The organism is Paenibacillus sp. FSL R7-0652, assembly GCF_038595045.1.
GTDB lineage: Bacteria > Bacillota > Bacilli > Paenibacillales > Paenibacillaceae > Paenibacillus.
Genome location: NZ_CP152001.1, coordinates 6,306,848 through 6,321,334, shown reverse-complemented (window position 1 = coordinate 6,321,334; position 14,487 = coordinate 6,306,848). Strand labels below are relative to the sequence as shown.

Below are 14,487 nucleotides of genomic sequence, written 5' to 3'. Positions count from 1 at the left end.
GCCGAGCCGAGGACAGGATGGGTGTAGAGTTTTACGGAGCGCTCTGGGTGAATGGGTCTGAACAAGGAAGGAGGGTGACCAACCGGATGTTAAAAGTAAATGAAGTAAGTCATCGTTATGGCAAGCGGAGCTGGCTGGAACGTTCGGGATCACGCCCTCCTGTTCTGACCGATGTTTCTCTTACGATTGAGCAAGGTGTATGTCTAGGTCTTCTGGGAACGAGTGGGGCAGGTAAAAGCACCTTGGGCAAAATCATTCTGGGGCTGGAAAGACCAAGTCAGGGTCAGGTGTTTTTCCAGGGCCAGGACATCTACCGAGCGGATAAAACAGTGCTTAAAGGGCTGCGTCGTGACCTGCAGGTTGTTTTCCAGGATTGCTACTCGGCTGTGAATCCGATGATGACAGCAGCACAGATCATTGGAGAGCCGCTGGATAATTACGAGCGATTGTCAGCTAAGGAGCAGCAGCGCACCGTTGAACAGCTGCTTGTTCAGGTCGGGCTCACCCCGCAGGATGCGGGCAAACTTCCACATCAGTTCAGCGGCGGGCAGCTGCAGCGGGTGAACATCGCCAGAGCTATTGCACTTAAGCCAAAGTTGATCGTGCTCGATGAATCGATCAGCAGTCTGGATATGGTGCACCAGACACAGATTCTGTCCCTGCTGGCAGAGCTGCGAGCATCGTACGGGCTGTCCTATCTGTTTATCACACATGACATCCGTGCCGCGCTGACCATCTGTGACAGCGTCGCAGTGATGGATCAGGGAAGGCTGGTCTATACGGGGGATGCCACGGATTCCATCTTGGAGTCGGATCAGCCTGCTGTCCGGCAGCTGGTGTCCTCCATTCTGCCCGAGCATCCGTCAGGCCGAATTGTGTTTGAGTGAATGATGAAGCATACCAAGCAAACCAAAATAATCAGAGCAGTCTGCATTGGTTATACATGGATGAAAAAGGGAATGACCAAAAGGACCAGTCGAATTTTATCGGACTGGTCCTTTTGGTTATGACTGGAATCGGGATTAGAATCCAGTCATAACCTGAATGCCTTATTCTTAGCATTCGCCCTTATTCTTCACTTCAATTAGATAAGATGAAGCGATAACCTCTACATAACTGTCATACCCGGCGACAAGGTAATGCTTCAGATCAAGGCGATTACGGGGATCGAAGAGCGTTTTTTTTTCGTCTAGAATGGGTGAATCCACGAACTGATAAAAGCCGGGATCGGGGTGATAGCCGTTTGACTCCCAAAAGTGAAGTACATCCTCAGTGTGAGGAATTCCTTCTACCTGACCTGCATACAGCTCGAAGAAATTGAGCGTAACGCATCGCAGTTCAGCAGCGGTGCTGAAAGTAAATTCTGCTTCTCGGTATTGATCGAGAGGCATATCCTCACGCGTCTGTACATCTACACGTAAAGTTACACCGCCAGACTCCGTATAGGTGGCATGCAGATCGGTTGTGGAGATGCGAAAATCTACTTTTTCAGGCATTAGTACAATGCTCATAGTTGTTCCTCCTATGTAAAGGTGTACCCTTGGAATCGGCTATTCCATTATATCATTGTGCACAGAGAGATCGGAAAGGAATGAGCTGCACGGGTACAAACATGGCGGCCATTTAGCGGTGATAGGATAAACGATCTCGTAATATGTCTCTGTTTTCCAGTAAGAAGGACTACTTGCAGGCCGTTCGCCTGCAACGTATGATGAATAGAAATCCTGTACGGAACAGTTGGACAGAAAGGAGGAGAAGTTTATGAAGCATGCGGAGAGCTCCCAAGACATGCAGGCCATGCAGCGTACACAGAACGTAAATTATATGGAGAGCAAGCAGCATCCGGAGCGCTGGGTGACATCCGAAGGAACATTAGACGAGCAGCAGATCGCAGGCCGGCAGCTGCTCTATCAGGGCATGAACGGCAGACATGTGGAACGATTTACTGCTCGGTCGGGTCAGACTTATATTTTCAAACCGCTGACGAATCCTGCGCAGCATGGACGGGAACGCTGGATGTACAAGCATGTGATGCCGCAGTTACCTCCGGTGTATCCGCAGCTCATCGCGGCTTCGGATCAGACGGCGGCTCCGGAGCGGAGCTGGATGATCTACGAAGACATGGGACAGCTGCAGCATCAATCATGTGAATCGGCCATGCTTCGTGCAGCGGCTCATATGGCAGAGTGGCATGCACTTCCCTTCGCTGCCGCTTGGCATGAACTGCCGCGAGTCGGTCATAAACCGCCCATCCGGGATATGCTGGATGAACTGCAACAGCATCAGTCAGCAACGGATGAACTTCTAAGCAAACTGCATCTGACGTTGTCTGCAGCGGACTGGGACAGACTCACCATGCTAATCCTTACGGCAGAGGACGAGTTGCCGCTGGTACTATGTCATGGTGATCTACATCCCGGCAATGTGGCTGAGGCGGTGGACAGATTGATCATCCTGGACTGGGAGCATGCTCACTTGAATACGCCGCTGTGGGATGTTTATCATCTGCTGGATTTGTCGCATCCACTCTTTCCTCGACCGATGACGCCGGGGCTGCGGGCGCGCGTGATGAAGGTGTATCTGGACAAACTGGAGAGCCTTGGCGTACAGGTTGAACGGGGTTCTTTTGCAAAGTGGTACGATGCTTATGCGATTGTATTCTCGCTCTGGATGCTGCATCTGATCGACGGTGATCTAAAGAATCCGGACTGTGTGTGGCCGCAGGGACAGCTGCGCAATCAATGGCATGAGACGGCCGCGGCGCTGGAACAGTGCATGAAACATTTGAACGGGCATTAGAAATAAAACGGTTGAAGTGAAAAATGAAACAAGGGGTGAAAAGTATGCGTAAAGTCGGATTGGTTATGCGTAAAATTCAATTCACGGAGGCTCAGGGACCGCGGGTGTTCGCGGATCGACTGAAGCAGATCGGGCTGGAGCTGGGCGTGGACATTGTGTTCATCTCACCGGAGCGTCATGTGAGCGGGTATGACTGGCTGCCTGGATACGAGCATGAGAAGGGTGACCTGGTGAACTATGATATCGTGCTCGATCAGATCCACAGCCAAAATATTGAGCATGTGATCTATACGGTATCGGGATTTACATTTTTAAAGATGTTTTTGCCGAAAAGTGTACTGTTTCCACACAGTTTCCCTGACCCGGCACTGACGGGGTATGAGATGATGAAGCCGTTCTACACGATGGTGGATAAAGCGATTGTACAGACCGAGTTTTTGAAAAGAGAGCTTGGGCGCAATTTCGGTGTTCATGACGTGAGCGTCATTCCGATTGGCTTCAACGAAGAGCTGGCGCACCGCCATTATGACCCGAGTCAGGTCGTTCACAATCGCGTGCTCTGGATCGGGCGGGATGAGGCGAATCGCCGTCCCGACCTTGTGCTGGAATATGCCCGTCAGAACCCGGACAAGGAAGTGTACATGGTATTTGGCGGTGTGCGCTACCAGGAGAGCATGAAGAAATACGATATCCCAAGTAACGTGAAGCTGAAGTTTGCACTTACCCAGGATGAGATATTTACGCTGATGAACTCGGCCAAGGTGTACTGGAGCTGTTCAGCGTTTGATACGTTTGCGATGCCGCTGACGGAAGCGATGGCGATGGGGAAAATGGTCGTGAAGCCCGAGCACGCCTGCTACGGGCATATAAGGTCCGCGCATGCCTTTGCCGGCAATGAGGATAACTGGTTTGAGCTGGTGAACATGGCAGCAGCTGCACCGCGCAGTGTATCGGAGGATAACCGGGAATATGCATTTGGTGCCTTTTCAAGGACCATTATGAAGGAAGGGTATCGGAACTTTTTTGCAGACTGGCTGAAGTAAGAGCGCCACGGTACGAATATGAATGGATGGAAAGTAATCATTCTAGTTCATGCTCTATGGAGAGGTTGCAACGTAATGCAGCTCCGCAGCGGTCGATATGAATATCCAATCATAAGGAGAGGATTTTGTGGATATCGTTATTTTGTGGACGCTTGGGATGTGGGTGGTACAGCTGTTGATCGAATGGATGGTATATCGGGTACAGGGACGCCGCATGACGTGGATCCAGTCCATTTTGCCGTGCCTGACGCTGCTTGGCGGAGCGGGTGTCATTATGATTAGCATCGATATAGGGGGTTGGAACGGTATCGGGTATGCGCTCCTTGGTGCGGCATTAGGTACATCAGGACTGCTGACGCTGATTACGGTTGCGATTGCGGCTCTGGTGATTCGGCGTCGTGGCAGGCATTAATCCGGAATATACAGGCATGCTGTTTCAGGGTCTGATGTAACCCCATGCTGCATGCTGGAAGCCATGCGGTGTAAGATAAGGTTGTTTTTATATAAGGAAAGGAACATGCGATGAATAGCTTAATCATGGAACATTGGTCTGCTGAACAGCGAGAACTGCCGGGCATGAACTGCATTGCTTTTGCGGATGGAACGGTCATCATTTTAGATATTCTGAAGATTCACGACCCTAACAACAATGAACGAACCATGCATGTTTCTCCGCTCTGTGATACAACGATTGATAGTATGGTGAAGTATAATCCAGATTGCTGGACGATGATAGATGCATGGACAAGTATCGACTATCAAGATGGGACAATCGTTGGCGGGGACGGGGCCATGGGAAATGAGGGCTTTATTGCTTATACGGATGCAGAAGACCGTTTGGTGTGGGCCATTTTTTTCGAAAATACCAATCCAATCAAAAAATTAAGTGTGAACGGAAGCACATTAAATGCGATCAATGAACATGACGAACTGCGCATTGAGATTCATTTGAACCATTTAGTAGATATCCAGATGACTTATCTGGGGTAATTCGCCTTCTGGATAGAAGAGTGGTAGAACAATCGGAAGAAGAGCGTAGGAGGTCAGCGCGAGTCGTTACAGTATGAAGTATGCTGATGAAGAATGGCTGAATGAAAACCGTGGACACAGGCATATGACAGGGATGTTGGGCGCTGAGGTGGTTGCAGAGGTGCAGCCGTCTGTGATATATTGACATTACTTATGACAAAGGGAGGTGAAGACAGGTGAATCACGAGATGCTTAACAACCGTATTAGCCAGCTGCCGATTGCTATGGCTGGCATTGTTCACACTTTTTCGAACAACGGGAGAAGTCTGTCCAATTTTATATATACGGAAGTTAACATGTACGAGAAGAAGCCTGCCTTGACCTCATTCGGACGATAAGTGTATTTGCCTTATTGATTTCTGAAAGAGCCGCGGAGCTAACCTCCTGCGGCTCTTTTTGTGTTGCAGTCAGGCTCTTCCACACCTTAGGAGGAACCTTATTATGATGATCATTAGCGCGCAGCAGTTAAAACAATATCATGGAGCACATCTGGTGCTGGACGGCATTACATTTGAGATTATGGAAGGTGACAAGGTTGCGCTGATCGGGCGCAACGGAAGCGGGAAAACCACACTGATGCGTTTGATGGCCAGGTTAAGCCAGCCGGACGAAGGCCAATTGATGCTGAAAAAGGATACACGAATCGGTTACGTGGCTCAGGTGCCCGAAGGACTGGGTGACCACACCGTGCTGGATGTGCTGGGTCTCGGGTTTCAAGAGCTGATTACCTGCCGCAACCGGATGAAGGAGCTGGAGCAGCAGATGTCCGATCCGGCTTGTGCAGCAGACCCGAAGCAGCTGGAGCGTCTGCTGCAGCGGTATGCAGCCCTGCAGGAGCAGTTCGAACGCGAAGGCGGATACGAGATGGATGCACGCATAGATCAGGTCGCAGACGGGCTGGATATAGCCAAGGAACATTACAGCTGGCGGTTCGGCTCTCTCTCTGGCGGGGAGCAGACTCGGGTGGTCCTGGCTTCACAGCTGATCGTCGGTCCTGATCTGCTGTTACTCGATGAGCCAACGAACCACCTTGATCTGGAGCGCGTGGAGTGGCTGGAAGGTTTTTTAAGAGAGTACAGCGGAACCGTTGTTCTGATCTCGCACGACCGCTATTTCCTGGATCGGGTGGTGACACGCACGCTGGAACTGGAGGATGGTGAGGCACAGACCGCTGCGGGTGGTTACACCGAGTATATGAAGGTGAAGGAACAGCGGCTGCTGCAGCAGTTTGAGGAGTTTAAAGAGCAGCAGAAGGTTATGAAAAAAATGAAGGAGACGATTCGTCAGCTCGAAGAATGGGGCCGTGTCGGCGGCAACGAGAAGTTTTTCCGCCGCGCAGCCTCCATGCGCAAAGCACTGGAGCGGATGGAGCAGGTGAAGCGGCCTGTTTTGGAGCGCCGAAGTGCGGATTTTGATGTACGTCCTACGGATCGGACAGGTAAACGTGTGGCTGTGTTGGAAGACGTGAAGAAACGATACGGGGACCGGGACATTTTAAACGGCGTGTCCGCTCTGCTCGAATACGGAGACAAAGCGGCCTTGATTGGCCGCAACGGCTCCGGTAAAACTACACTGTTCAAGCTGCTTTTGGGTGAAGAACAGCCGGATGCAGGCAGGCTGGAGTGGGGTTCGCGTGTAGATGTGGGTTACCTGGCACAGCAGGAAGAAGCGGTGAATCCGAAGCTGAACGTACTGGAGCATTTCCGCTTGGAAGCAGGAGTGGAAGAGGGAGAGGCCCGCGGCATTCTGGCGAGGTATTTGTTCTATGGAGCAGATGTTTTTCGTTCCGTTGGGCAGCTGTCCGGAGGGGAGTGGACTCGTCTGAGGCTGGCCCTGCTGGTGCAGCGTAAACCGAATGTACTTTTGCTGGATGAGCCGACCAACCATCTGGACATCGCATCACGAGAGGCGCTGGAGGATTCACTTGCTGACTTTGAAGGGACCGTGCTTGCGATCTCTCATGACCGATATTTTGTGAATCGTCTGGCTTCCCGTGTATGGGAACTCGAGGATGGGCAGCTGACGACATATCTTGGGGATTACGAAGCGTACCGGGAAAAGAAGCTTGATTTGCAGGCTCGCACGGCGAATGAGGCGCGGCTGGAAGAGGGAGCAGCAGGAACGGGAACAAGAACGGGATCGGGATCGCGGATCAGCAGGAAGTCAGGGGAACGGGGAGCAGGCAAAAGTATCGGCACGTTGGAAGTAAGCAGCAAGACAGGAGAAGTGGGAGGAAACAGCAGGACACGGGATCATGAATCGGTCGAGAAGTTGGAGCAGGCGATGGCCCGGATGGAAGTCCAGATGCAGGAACTCGATCAGCAGCTTGAAGCATTGGAAAATGATCCGGAAGCTCTGGAGCAGACATGGAACGAGCGGGAACGGTTATCCGCAGCGTACGATGAACTGCTGGCTCAATGGGCAGAGATGTGAGAGTAGAAGATTAGAACTATAGGTTGAGTCGCAGAACGATAGCTAGTGCAGTACTAACTGCAGTGCACAAGATCGGATTAGGGTAACCTGAACGAGCGTGAACAGGCAGGCCAGGAATCAGCATAAAAAGGATTGTCTCTCAGTGGATATGCATTTGGCATGCAGCGGCTGACATGAGGCAGTCCTTTTTGTGCAGTACTGCTTCAGAAGTACATATGGGAAGAAGGGGCTGGAGTACATTAGATGGAGAAATTACTTGTTTCTTTTTACATGTCTCGGCGAATAGTGTAACTTTTTTCCTTCTGATGCGTTTAATACGTTTGTGTGTATTGAAACGGCTCATCTAAGAGCTCGCAAAAGGGGAGGGAGCAGCAATCTATTATTCATTGACGTATCGCAGCTGGTCGGAGGATAAACAGGCAGAAACGGGTGTGCTGGAGCAGACCTCGGTTACGCGGGATGAACTGTTCATGCGTAAACTGGTGGATGCTGCCCTGATGAAAAACAAACTATGGGCCCACCTGTCCAATGAGTGTCAGGACCGGCGTGATCATGCCATTTATGTAACGGCGTATGATCAGCAGATGCCGGAAGGGTATGGTGCTGCTATTGCGGATGCAGCGCTGGGGATGTGTAAGATGTCTTCCACGTCAATGTACAGCCCGGAGTATATGCTGTGGAATGGACGTTCCTTCCAGGAGCTGGAGCTTGCGGAGTCTTCCAGCTATACGATGGAGCTGGCCGAGCAGCTGCTGGATCACTATATGGTCCGTGCAGACTCAACATACGAGATTTTGTACTCTGTACTGGATACGGATCGGAAGAAAGTGTTGTTTTTCATGAAAGAGGTGGATCTGTAATGAGGGAAGAGGAAGTACGAAAACCGTTAAACTCGCAGGAGTCTGGAGAAATCATGGGGAATACGCCCGCGCCAACGTATGAATCCATACCAGAGTTAAAATCTACGTCAGCGTTTGAAGCCGTATCGGGATTAAATCCCGCATTAGAATTGAGCCCAGCTTCGAGCATATCAGAAGCCGGTGTAGGGCGTAACATCAGACAGACGTCAGGGTCTAAACCGGGCTCCAAAGCAAAACTGGTGGCGTTTTCTCTGATGCTGGCGGTGCCTGCAGTACTCTCGGGATGCGGCAGCAGCGATGAATGTGACCCTGAGTATGATACCGGCTGTGAGTATGATTCCAGCAGCGGTCATTACTATTACGGAGGGTACGGCGGCTCATCCTATCGCAGCAGCAAAGACGGCAGCAGCTCCTATAAAAGCTCATCCAAATCCAAATCGAGCGGCTTCGGCAGCTTTTTCCGAAGTTCGGGAGGTTGATTGCATCATGAAGCAGGCAGCTGTTCTCAGCGTCAACCGGGGGAGGTCGGCAGGATGAGGGAAGTGTACCGGATGCCGTACAGTCACGAAGAGATTTTCTCGGGTGAGGCTGGAGAGAAGATTCCGTATCACCGCATGTACGGCAAGCAGTACTGTGTGCCTGCACTGACGGTTTATACCACGGAAGAAGTGCAGGAGCTGCGTGCTGCGGCAGAAGCGGTGGATGCCATTTACAGTAAAGTGATGCGTTTTATCCAGCGATATATGCCCGATTCGTTTCTGATGCACCCACTGGGCATTCATCCGGGGCTGATTCCAGCAGCTCGTATGGAGGCTGTTACGGGCGGAATCACTCGTCAGGACTGGATTATTGGTGAAGCTGGTCTGAAATGTATAGAAAATAATACCGATACGCCTACAGGTATCCCTGAATCGGCTGCACTCGAGCGCATTCTGATCGGATGCACAGCTGATCCGATGTGGACTGCACCGTCTGCAGATATGGATGCACGGCTTCGGGAGTGTTTCCGATCCTGGCTGTCGTTTTACGCTGAGCAGGGGCTGGAAGGGCCGGTTACATTTACTTCCTATGGCGAACACGTCGAGGATCGAACCAACACTGCTTATCTGATGGAACGCTGCTGTGAAGCGGGATATGAGGTGCTGTATGCTCCGTTGGAAGAGCTTGAGATTGTGCCGGGAGAAGCGCTGTATCATCAGGGACGCGAGATCAGGCTGCTGTATCGGCTGTATCCGCTGGAATATCTGATTGGCGATCGGGACGAAACGACCGATGTAGATATTGGGGCTGCGTTGATTGAGCTGGTGCGGGAAGGTCGGCTTGGCCTGATGAATCCTGTACAGCATGTGCTGATGCAGAGCAAAGGTTTTATGGCAGCCATCTGGTCACTGTACGAGCGGAATGAGCAGACGCCGGAATACTGCGGATTTACACTTTTTGATGAAGCCGAGATGGATGTCATTTCCCGTTATCTGCTGCCAACCTACTTTACCGCGGAGCCGTTTGAGCAGAGCGATGTTCCTTACGCAGCCAAAAGCTACTGGGGGCGCGAGGGTCGTGGGACACTTTTGCTGGATGGAAACGAAATTGAAGAGACGGTGGGCGTGAACATGGAAACCAATAAAGATGCTGAAGAAGACGAAGAGACAGCCGCCTACTACGAAAATCAACCCAAGGTATACCAGCAGCTTGTGCCGATGGAACAGGCTGTAATTGAGACAGAGGATGGCGAGTACAGTGGTTATCTGCTGACAGGTGTATTTGTAATCGGTGGACGTTTTGCCGGAATGCTGCCCCGAGTTGGGGAGAAAGTAACCGGAGATATGGCGTATTACTGTGCTGCTGCAGTGCGTGAACCGATGAATGATGAGGAGGAAAAGGAATGGAAAAGCTGGGAGTAAACCTCGTGAATGTGGGATTAGGGATCGGCATTCTGCTGGTGGTATTGATTGTTGGATATTTTGTGTTTAGTAAATTAACCCGTTATAACGACAGCGAGGAAATTGCAAAAGGCAATGAGGCGGCAGGCATGTATATGGGCAGCAAGCTGCTCGGGTTGTGTATTATTGTGGGAATGGTGTCTTTCTCGACGCATGCATGGCTGGATATGCTGCTGTGGTCAGGAATAGGTATCATCATTCTGTGTCTGGTCTATATTATATTTGATTTCCTGACGCCTAAAATCCGGGTATGTGATGAGATTGCGCGCGGTAATATGGCGGTAGCACAGCTGCTGCGCTCGGTGATCATCGGTGTGTCCATCGTCATCGGTACGTTTTTGATGTAAAATAGACCCTGACGTGTAATTAGGTGATTTCAACTTATATAGAACGAATATTATACAGAAGAAGGGGCGCGGCAGCATGAGAAGAGTCATCATTGATACGGATACAGCAGGAGACGATACGATTGCGATCCTGACGGCACTGCATCATTTTCAGGTGGAGGGCATTACGATCACTGGAGGCAATGTGCAGTTCGACCAGGAGGTTGAAAATGCGCTGTACACGGTGCAGGCCGCCGGACACGGCGGTAAAGTTCCGGTATATAAAGGCTGCGAGCGCCCACTAATGTCCTATGGTCAGGCGCAGCACCGGACAGTAGAAGACGTACATGGGGATGACGGCATGGGAGGTGCACATTTTCCCAAGGCAGAGCAGCGTCCCGAAAGCGGGCATGCAGTTGATTTTATCATTGAGAAGGTGCATGCACATCCGGGTGAAATCGAACTGCTGGCTATCGCACCGCTAACGAATATTGCAATGGCGATTCAGAAGGACCCGACGATTGTTCCCGAGATTGCTCACCTGTACATTATGGGCGGAACGAATAATGCTCTGGGTAATATTACACCGGCGGCAGAGTATAATTTCTACGTGGACCCGGAAGCAGCCAAAATTGTCCTGCATGCAGGTATCCCGATTACGATGGTTGGCTGGGAGATGTGTACGCAATACTCGGTTATGGATGATGACGACCATGCCGAGATTGCAGCGCTGGGCACTTCGGGTGCAGATTTCTTCACGGCGATTAACAAGGTGGTCATGCAGTTCAACAAGTCGGTACATAAATTGAATGGAACAACGCATCCCGATACCTTGTTAATGGCTGCAGCGGCAGATGAGTCACTTATGACGAAGTCCGGTCATTATTATGTCGATGTGGAAGCGGCGGGCGAACTGACGCGCGGGTACAGCGTGGTGGATATTAACGGACGCTTGGGCAAAGCGCCAAATGTACGTGTATGTGAGGCGATTGACCGTCCGAAATTCAAATCCATGCTGCTGGATGTGCTGTCTTCGATTCAGTAAACGTTTCGCGCAAATGCAGGGCGGAGAACAGCTCTGTACATTGGCTCGGTGAATCTAACAACAGACATCATTATACCAAACGATATACTTATCAAATCCGTACCTTTATCCAGGTGCGGATTTTTATTTTATTTCGTTGCACACAAACTACTTCATCTGTCGTAGTAAATGTGCTATACTCAAACTACTACGACAGATGAAGTACTGAGGGGGAATATGTTTTGTGATCAGCAGTGATGTAATACGCGGTTATAATGATACGCTGATCCTCTACATGCTGCTTGAAGGGGAATCGTATGGATACGAGATTTCCAAGAACATTCGGCAGTTGACAGACGAAAAGTATGTCATGAAGGAAACTACACTTTATTCGGCATTCACCCGTTTGGAGAAAAACGGTTATATCGAATCCTTTTATCAGAATGAAAGTCTTGGCAAGCGCCGCACCTATTACCGGATCACGCCAGCTGGCCTGGGCTATTACAGGGAAAAGTGTGAGGAATGGAAGGTTACGCAAGAGGTTGTTAATCTTTTTATCAGGGAGCTGTGACGGAATATGGAGACAATTATGGTGTATCTGGAAAATATGTTTGCGGGTTTGCCGAGAACTCCTGAGGTAGAGCGTATGAAGCAGGAGCTTCTTTCGGGTATGGAGGATAAGTATCTGGAGTTAAAACAGGAAGGCAGATCGGAGAACGAGGCAGTTGGCATTGTCATCTCCGAGTTTGGCAGCATCGAGGAGTTGATGACGGAGCTTGGCATTCAGCCCAATGAAGCTCAGGAAACCCTCCCTATACTGGAGGAAGAAGAGATCCATGGTTATATGGCAGCCAAACGAAGTGCGGGATTCTGGACAGGGCTCGGAGTATGGTTGTGTGCATTTGGCGTGGCCTTCCTGATCTTTATGGATACGCTGTTTGAGAGCAGCATCCAGTTGGGAAGTAACAGCCCTGTGGAAACAGGGGCGGTAATCGGTCTGATTGGCATGTTTTTACTGGTCGCACCTGCTGTAGGTATGTTCATCTACAGCGGTACAAAGCTGGGACGGTTCGAGCATATGGAGAATGAGTTTCAGCTTCCTCGTGCGTTTCTGATGAGTCTGCAGCAGAGTAAGGCAGGCTTTGCGCTAACCTATCGTGTTGCTCTTATTACGGGGGTATGTCTGTGCCTTCTGTCTCCTGTGTTCATATTCGCTGGGAACTATATGAATGATATTTATGCGGCTTATGGTGTGTCGGCTTTTCTGATTACGGCAGGTGTTGGCGTGTTTCTCTTTATTTATTAAGGTAATATTCAGGGAGCGTATACAAAACTGCTGGAGGATCAGCATCTGGATGCATCGAAGAGAGAGGAAGCAAGAGCGGTTCGTGCAATAGAAGCCGTGGTGTGGCCGCTGGCGATCGCAATCTTTCTCTTCACCGGTTTTGTGTATCAGCGCTGGGATATCAACTGGGCGATCTTCCCGATTGTGGGTGTCCTCTCCGGCAGCTTCAGCCATGTGTATCACATTATGAAAGATAGAAAATCTTTCTGATTCTTTAATTGAACAGTGAATTGAAGAAGTTTAAAATGCTGTACCCGCCTTATTCATTCCATGAAGGCGGGTTTTTGCACCCCAAAGAGAAGCTGTAAGTTCACGTTAATGCTCTAGAAATGAACGAATTCCTGAGGTAACGAGGTCGTGGTCCTCCTCATCAGGCAGACCGGATATCGTGATAGTGCCTACCTGCCCTTCCCCTTTTAAAATCAACGGAAATGCTCCGCCAGCGAGTACATAATCAGATTCAGACAGATCAAAATCCTTCTCCAGTGTCTTGTTCTCGCTTCTTAACCGCAGAGCGGTATGCCAGGAGCTGGAGCCGAAGTAGTTCACGACATTATTCTTACGGCGAATCCAGTTTTCGTTATCAGGGTGTGTGCCTTCCATCGCATGGAGAAAGAGACGATGCCCCCTCAGCGTAATCTCAATGGTCACTGCCTGTGAGCGGTGATCAGCTTCCTGAGTCAGATGCAGGCCGAGCTGCAGTGCTGTTTCGGAATTAAACGTATCCCATACCAGTTCCTGTTCTTCCTGCTGCATCAGTTCTAATCTGGCTGTAATTTCAGGATCGATAGAATTCAATGAAAGACATCTCCTTCGTATGTGTGATGAAGCTCTACATTCGACGCAGGACATAGCTGTACCTGCCCAGAGTGAAACACGGATTTCAATAGATGTTACAGGAGGGGAGAGGCGGTATCATTTGGAGACGGGATAACCACTGTGGTAAAGTAAGAGGAACATGATGACGATGTTCTTGATGTGAATTAGGATGTTCTTCTTGGGATAAAGAGCAGCATAAGCAGACAGGAGGGAAAGGGCAATGCTGTTTTATTTTGTCGCGCTGCTGGTCACGCTGGTAGATCAAGGAACTAAAATAGCGGTGCGGATGTATATGGAGATTGGCGAAGTCATGCGGCTGGGTGACTCGGGGATGCAGCTGCAGCATTATGAAAATAGCGGTATGGCGGGAAGTATGTTCCAAGGCAATGCGCGTCTGTTCGGAGTGATTGCGGTGCTCTTTATCGCAGGCATACTGTATTATCGATACAAAGGTGAGATACGTGGTTTCTGGATGCAGGCAGGAGCAGGGTTCATGGTGGGCGGGGCGCTTGGTAACGCAATTGACCGTTTTATCTATGCCCGGGTGACGGATTTCCTCGTGTTCCCCTCCGGACGCGGTATATTAAATATCGCCGATGTAGCAATCAATATCGGTGTGATCATGATCATCATCGGCATGCTGATTCGTGCATATCAGCGATATCGGGAGAAGCGTCTGCGTAATGCACTGCCTAAAGCGTAGCGTTTTGGCATAATGGATCTGTGCTCAGAGGTCTGGATTCTTTATAGCGGTGCAGTTCCTTGATGCAGATGCAGCAAATGTCAGGCTGCTGCGTGCAGGGACTGCACCCGTATATTGGAGAGAATAAGGTGATTTATCCATTGCTTAACGGCCAAAACTGTGATAT

17 protein-coding genes are annotated in these 14,487 nt (G+C 50.3%); 15 read left to right on the top strand and 2 right to left on the bottom strand.

The genetic code is table 11. From position 1 onward, the window contains the following. Positions 1-86 precede the first annotated feature (86 nt). Positions 87-887: a nickel import ATP-binding protein NikE gene (gene nikE / locus MKY97_RS27560; protein ID WP_342553321.1), complete on the top strand. Its 801-nt coding sequence runs from the start codon at positions 87-89 to the stop codon at positions 885-887. 168 nt (positions 888-1,055) lie between these two features. Here nikE and MKY97_RS27555 read toward each other — a convergent pair whose 3' ends face one another. Continuing rightward, entirely contained in the window at positions 1,056-1,511 is a 456-nt protein-coding gene (locus MKY97_RS27555) for a hypothetical protein (protein WP_342553320.1), read from the bottom strand. 250 nt (positions 1,512-1,761) lie between these two features. Between MKY97_RS27555 and MKY97_RS27550 the strand changes: the two genes are divergently transcribed. The 13 genes from MKY97_RS27550 to MKY97_RS27490 all read left to right on the top strand — a co-directional run bounded on the left by MKY97_RS27550 (position 1,762) and on the right by MKY97_RS27490 (position 12,760). Continuing rightward, entirely contained in the window at positions 1,762-2,799 is a 1,038-nt protein-coding gene (locus MKY97_RS27550) for an aminoglycoside phosphotransferase family protein (protein ID WP_342553319.1), read from the top strand. Between the two features lie 44 nt (positions 2,800-2,843). Further along, positions 2,844-3,842: a glycosyltransferase gene (locus MKY97_RS27545; protein ID WP_342553318.1), complete on the top strand. Its 999-nt coding sequence runs from the start codon at positions 2,844-2,846 to the stop codon at positions 3,840-3,842. A gap of 127 nt (positions 3,843-3,969) precedes the next feature. Then, positions 3,970-4,254, top strand: coding sequence for a hypothetical protein (locus tag MKY97_RS27540; RefSeq protein ID WP_342553317.1), 285 nt, complete (start codon positions 3,970-3,972; stop codon positions 4,252-4,254). 110 nt (positions 4,255-4,364) lie between these two features. Further along, a complete protein-coding gene (locus MKY97_RS27535) occupies positions 4,365-4,832 on the top strand; it encodes a hypothetical protein (protein ID WP_342553316.1) in 468 nt (155 codons plus the stop codon). 215 nt (positions 4,833-5,047) lie between these two features. Beyond that, positions 5,048-5,209: a hypothetical protein gene (locus MKY97_RS27530; RefSeq protein ID WP_342553315.1), complete on the top strand. Its 162-nt coding sequence runs from the start codon at positions 5,048-5,050 to the stop codon at positions 5,207-5,209. Positions 5,210-5,312: 103 nt separating this feature from the next. After that, positions 5,313-7,304 (top strand): ABC-F type ribosomal protection protein, encoded by a 1,992-nt coding sequence (abc-f, locus tag MKY97_RS27525; RefSeq protein ID WP_342553314.1) that lies wholly within the window; start codon positions 5,313-5,315, stop codon positions 7,302-7,304. 386 nt (positions 7,305-7,690) lie between these two features. Continuing rightward, positions 7,691-8,164, top strand: coding sequence for a hypothetical protein (locus MKY97_RS27520; RefSeq protein ID WP_342553313.1), 474 nt, complete (start codon positions 7,691-7,693; stop codon positions 8,162-8,164). After that, the gene (locus MKY97_RS27515) at positions 8,164-8,643 is read left to right on the top strand and encodes a hypothetical protein (RefSeq protein WP_342553312.1); all 480 of its coding nucleotides are present in this window, start codon (positions 8,164-8,166) and stop codon (positions 8,641-8,643) included. The genes MKY97_RS27520 and MKY97_RS27515 overlap by 1 nt, the downstream gene beginning before the upstream one ends. Before the next feature lie 54 nt (positions 8,644-8,697). After that, positions 8,698-10,065 carry a glutathionylspermidine synthase family protein gene (locus MKY97_RS27510; protein ID WP_342553311.1) on the top strand — a complete coding sequence of 456 codons (1,368 nt, stop codon included), beginning with the start codon at positions 8,698-8,700 and terminating at the stop codon, positions 10,063-10,065. After that, entirely contained in the window at positions 10,047-10,451 is a 405-nt protein-coding gene (locus MKY97_RS27505) for a DUF350 domain-containing protein (RefSeq protein ID WP_342553310.1), read from the top strand. Before MKY97_RS27510 ends, MKY97_RS27505 begins: the two co-directional genes overlap by 19 nt. Positions 10,452-10,527: 76 nt before the next feature. Beyond that, entirely contained in the window at positions 10,528-11,475 is a 948-nt protein-coding gene (locus MKY97_RS27500) for a nucleoside hydrolase (RefSeq protein WP_342553309.1), read from the top strand. A 223-nt stretch (positions 11,476-11,698) separates the two neighbouring features. Further along, positions 11,699-12,025 carry a PadR family transcriptional regulator gene (locus MKY97_RS27495; RefSeq protein WP_342553308.1) on the top strand — a complete coding sequence of 109 codons (327 nt, stop codon included), beginning with the start codon at positions 11,699-11,701 and terminating at the stop codon, positions 12,023-12,025. A gap of 6 nt (positions 12,026-12,031) precedes the next feature. Continuing rightward, entirely contained in the window at positions 12,032-12,760 is a 729-nt protein-coding gene (locus tag MKY97_RS27490) for a permease prefix domain 1-containing protein (RefSeq protein WP_342553307.1), read from the top strand. Positions 12,761-13,114: 354 nt separating this feature from the next. Here MKY97_RS27490 and MKY97_RS27485 read toward each other — a convergent pair whose 3' ends face one another. Next, the gene (locus MKY97_RS27485; protein ID WP_342553306.1) at positions 13,115-13,597 is read right to left on the bottom strand and encodes a heme-degrading domain-containing protein; all 483 of its coding nucleotides are present in this window, start codon (positions 13,595-13,597) and stop codon (positions 13,115-13,117) included. Between the two features lie 241 nt (positions 13,598-13,838). Between MKY97_RS27485 and lspA the strand changes: the two genes are divergently transcribed. Next, the gene (lspA, locus tag MKY97_RS27480; protein ID WP_342553305.1) at positions 13,839-14,321 is read left to right on the top strand and encodes a signal peptidase II; all 483 of its coding nucleotides are present in this window, start codon (positions 13,839-13,841) and stop codon (positions 14,319-14,321) included. The last annotated feature ends 166 nt before the right edge of the window (positions 14,322-14,487 follow it).

What these genes read in the sequence shown, in the direction of transcription:
- MKY97_RS27550 (WP_342553319.1), top strand. Translation starts at nt 1,762, where the DNA reads ATGAAGCATGCGGAGAGCTCCCAAGACATGCAGGCCATGCAGCGTACA.
- MKY97_RS27515 (WP_342553312.1), top strand. Translation starts at nt 8,164, where the DNA reads ATGAGGGAAGAGGAAGTACGAAAACCGTTAAACTCGCAGGAGTCTGGA.
- MKY97_RS27545 (WP_342553318.1), top strand. Translation starts at nt 2,844, where the DNA reads ATGCGTAAAGTCGGATTGGTTATGCGTAAAATTCAATTCACGGAGGCT.
- MKY97_RS27500 (WP_342553309.1), top strand. Translation starts at nt 10,528, where the DNA reads ATGAGAAGAGTCATCATTGATACGGATACAGCAGGAGACGATACGATT.
- MKY97_RS27510 (WP_342553311.1), top strand. Translation starts at nt 8,698, where the DNA reads ATGAGGGAAGTGTACCGGATGCCGTACAGTCACGAAGAGATTTTCTCG.
- lspA (WP_342553305.1), top strand. Translation starts at nt 13,839, where the DNA reads ATGCTGTTTTATTTTGTCGCGCTGCTGGTCACGCTGGTAGATCAAGGA.
- MKY97_RS27535 (WP_342553316.1), top strand. Translation starts at nt 4,365, where the DNA reads ATGAATAGCTTAATCATGGAACATTGGTCTGCTGAACAGCGAGAACTG.
- abc-f (WP_342553314.1), top strand. Translation starts at nt 5,313, where the DNA reads ATGATGATCATTAGCGCGCAGCAGTTAAAACAATATCATGGAGCACAT.
- MKY97_RS27505 (WP_342553310.1), top strand. Translation starts at nt 10,047, where the DNA reads ATGGAAAAGCTGGGAGTAAACCTCGTGAATGTGGGATTAGGGATCGGC.
- MKY97_RS27490 (WP_342553307.1), top strand. Translation starts at nt 12,032, where the DNA reads ATGGAGACAATTATGGTGTATCTGGAAAATATGTTTGCGGGTTTGCCG.
- MKY97_RS27555 (WP_342553320.1), bottom strand. Translation starts at nt 1,511, where the DNA reads ATGAGCATTGTACTAATGCCTGAAAAAGTAGATTTTCGCATCTCCACA.
- nikE (WP_342553321.1), top strand. Translation starts at nt 87, where the DNA reads ATGTTAAAAGTAAATGAAGTAAGTCATCGTTATGGCAAGCGGAGCTGG.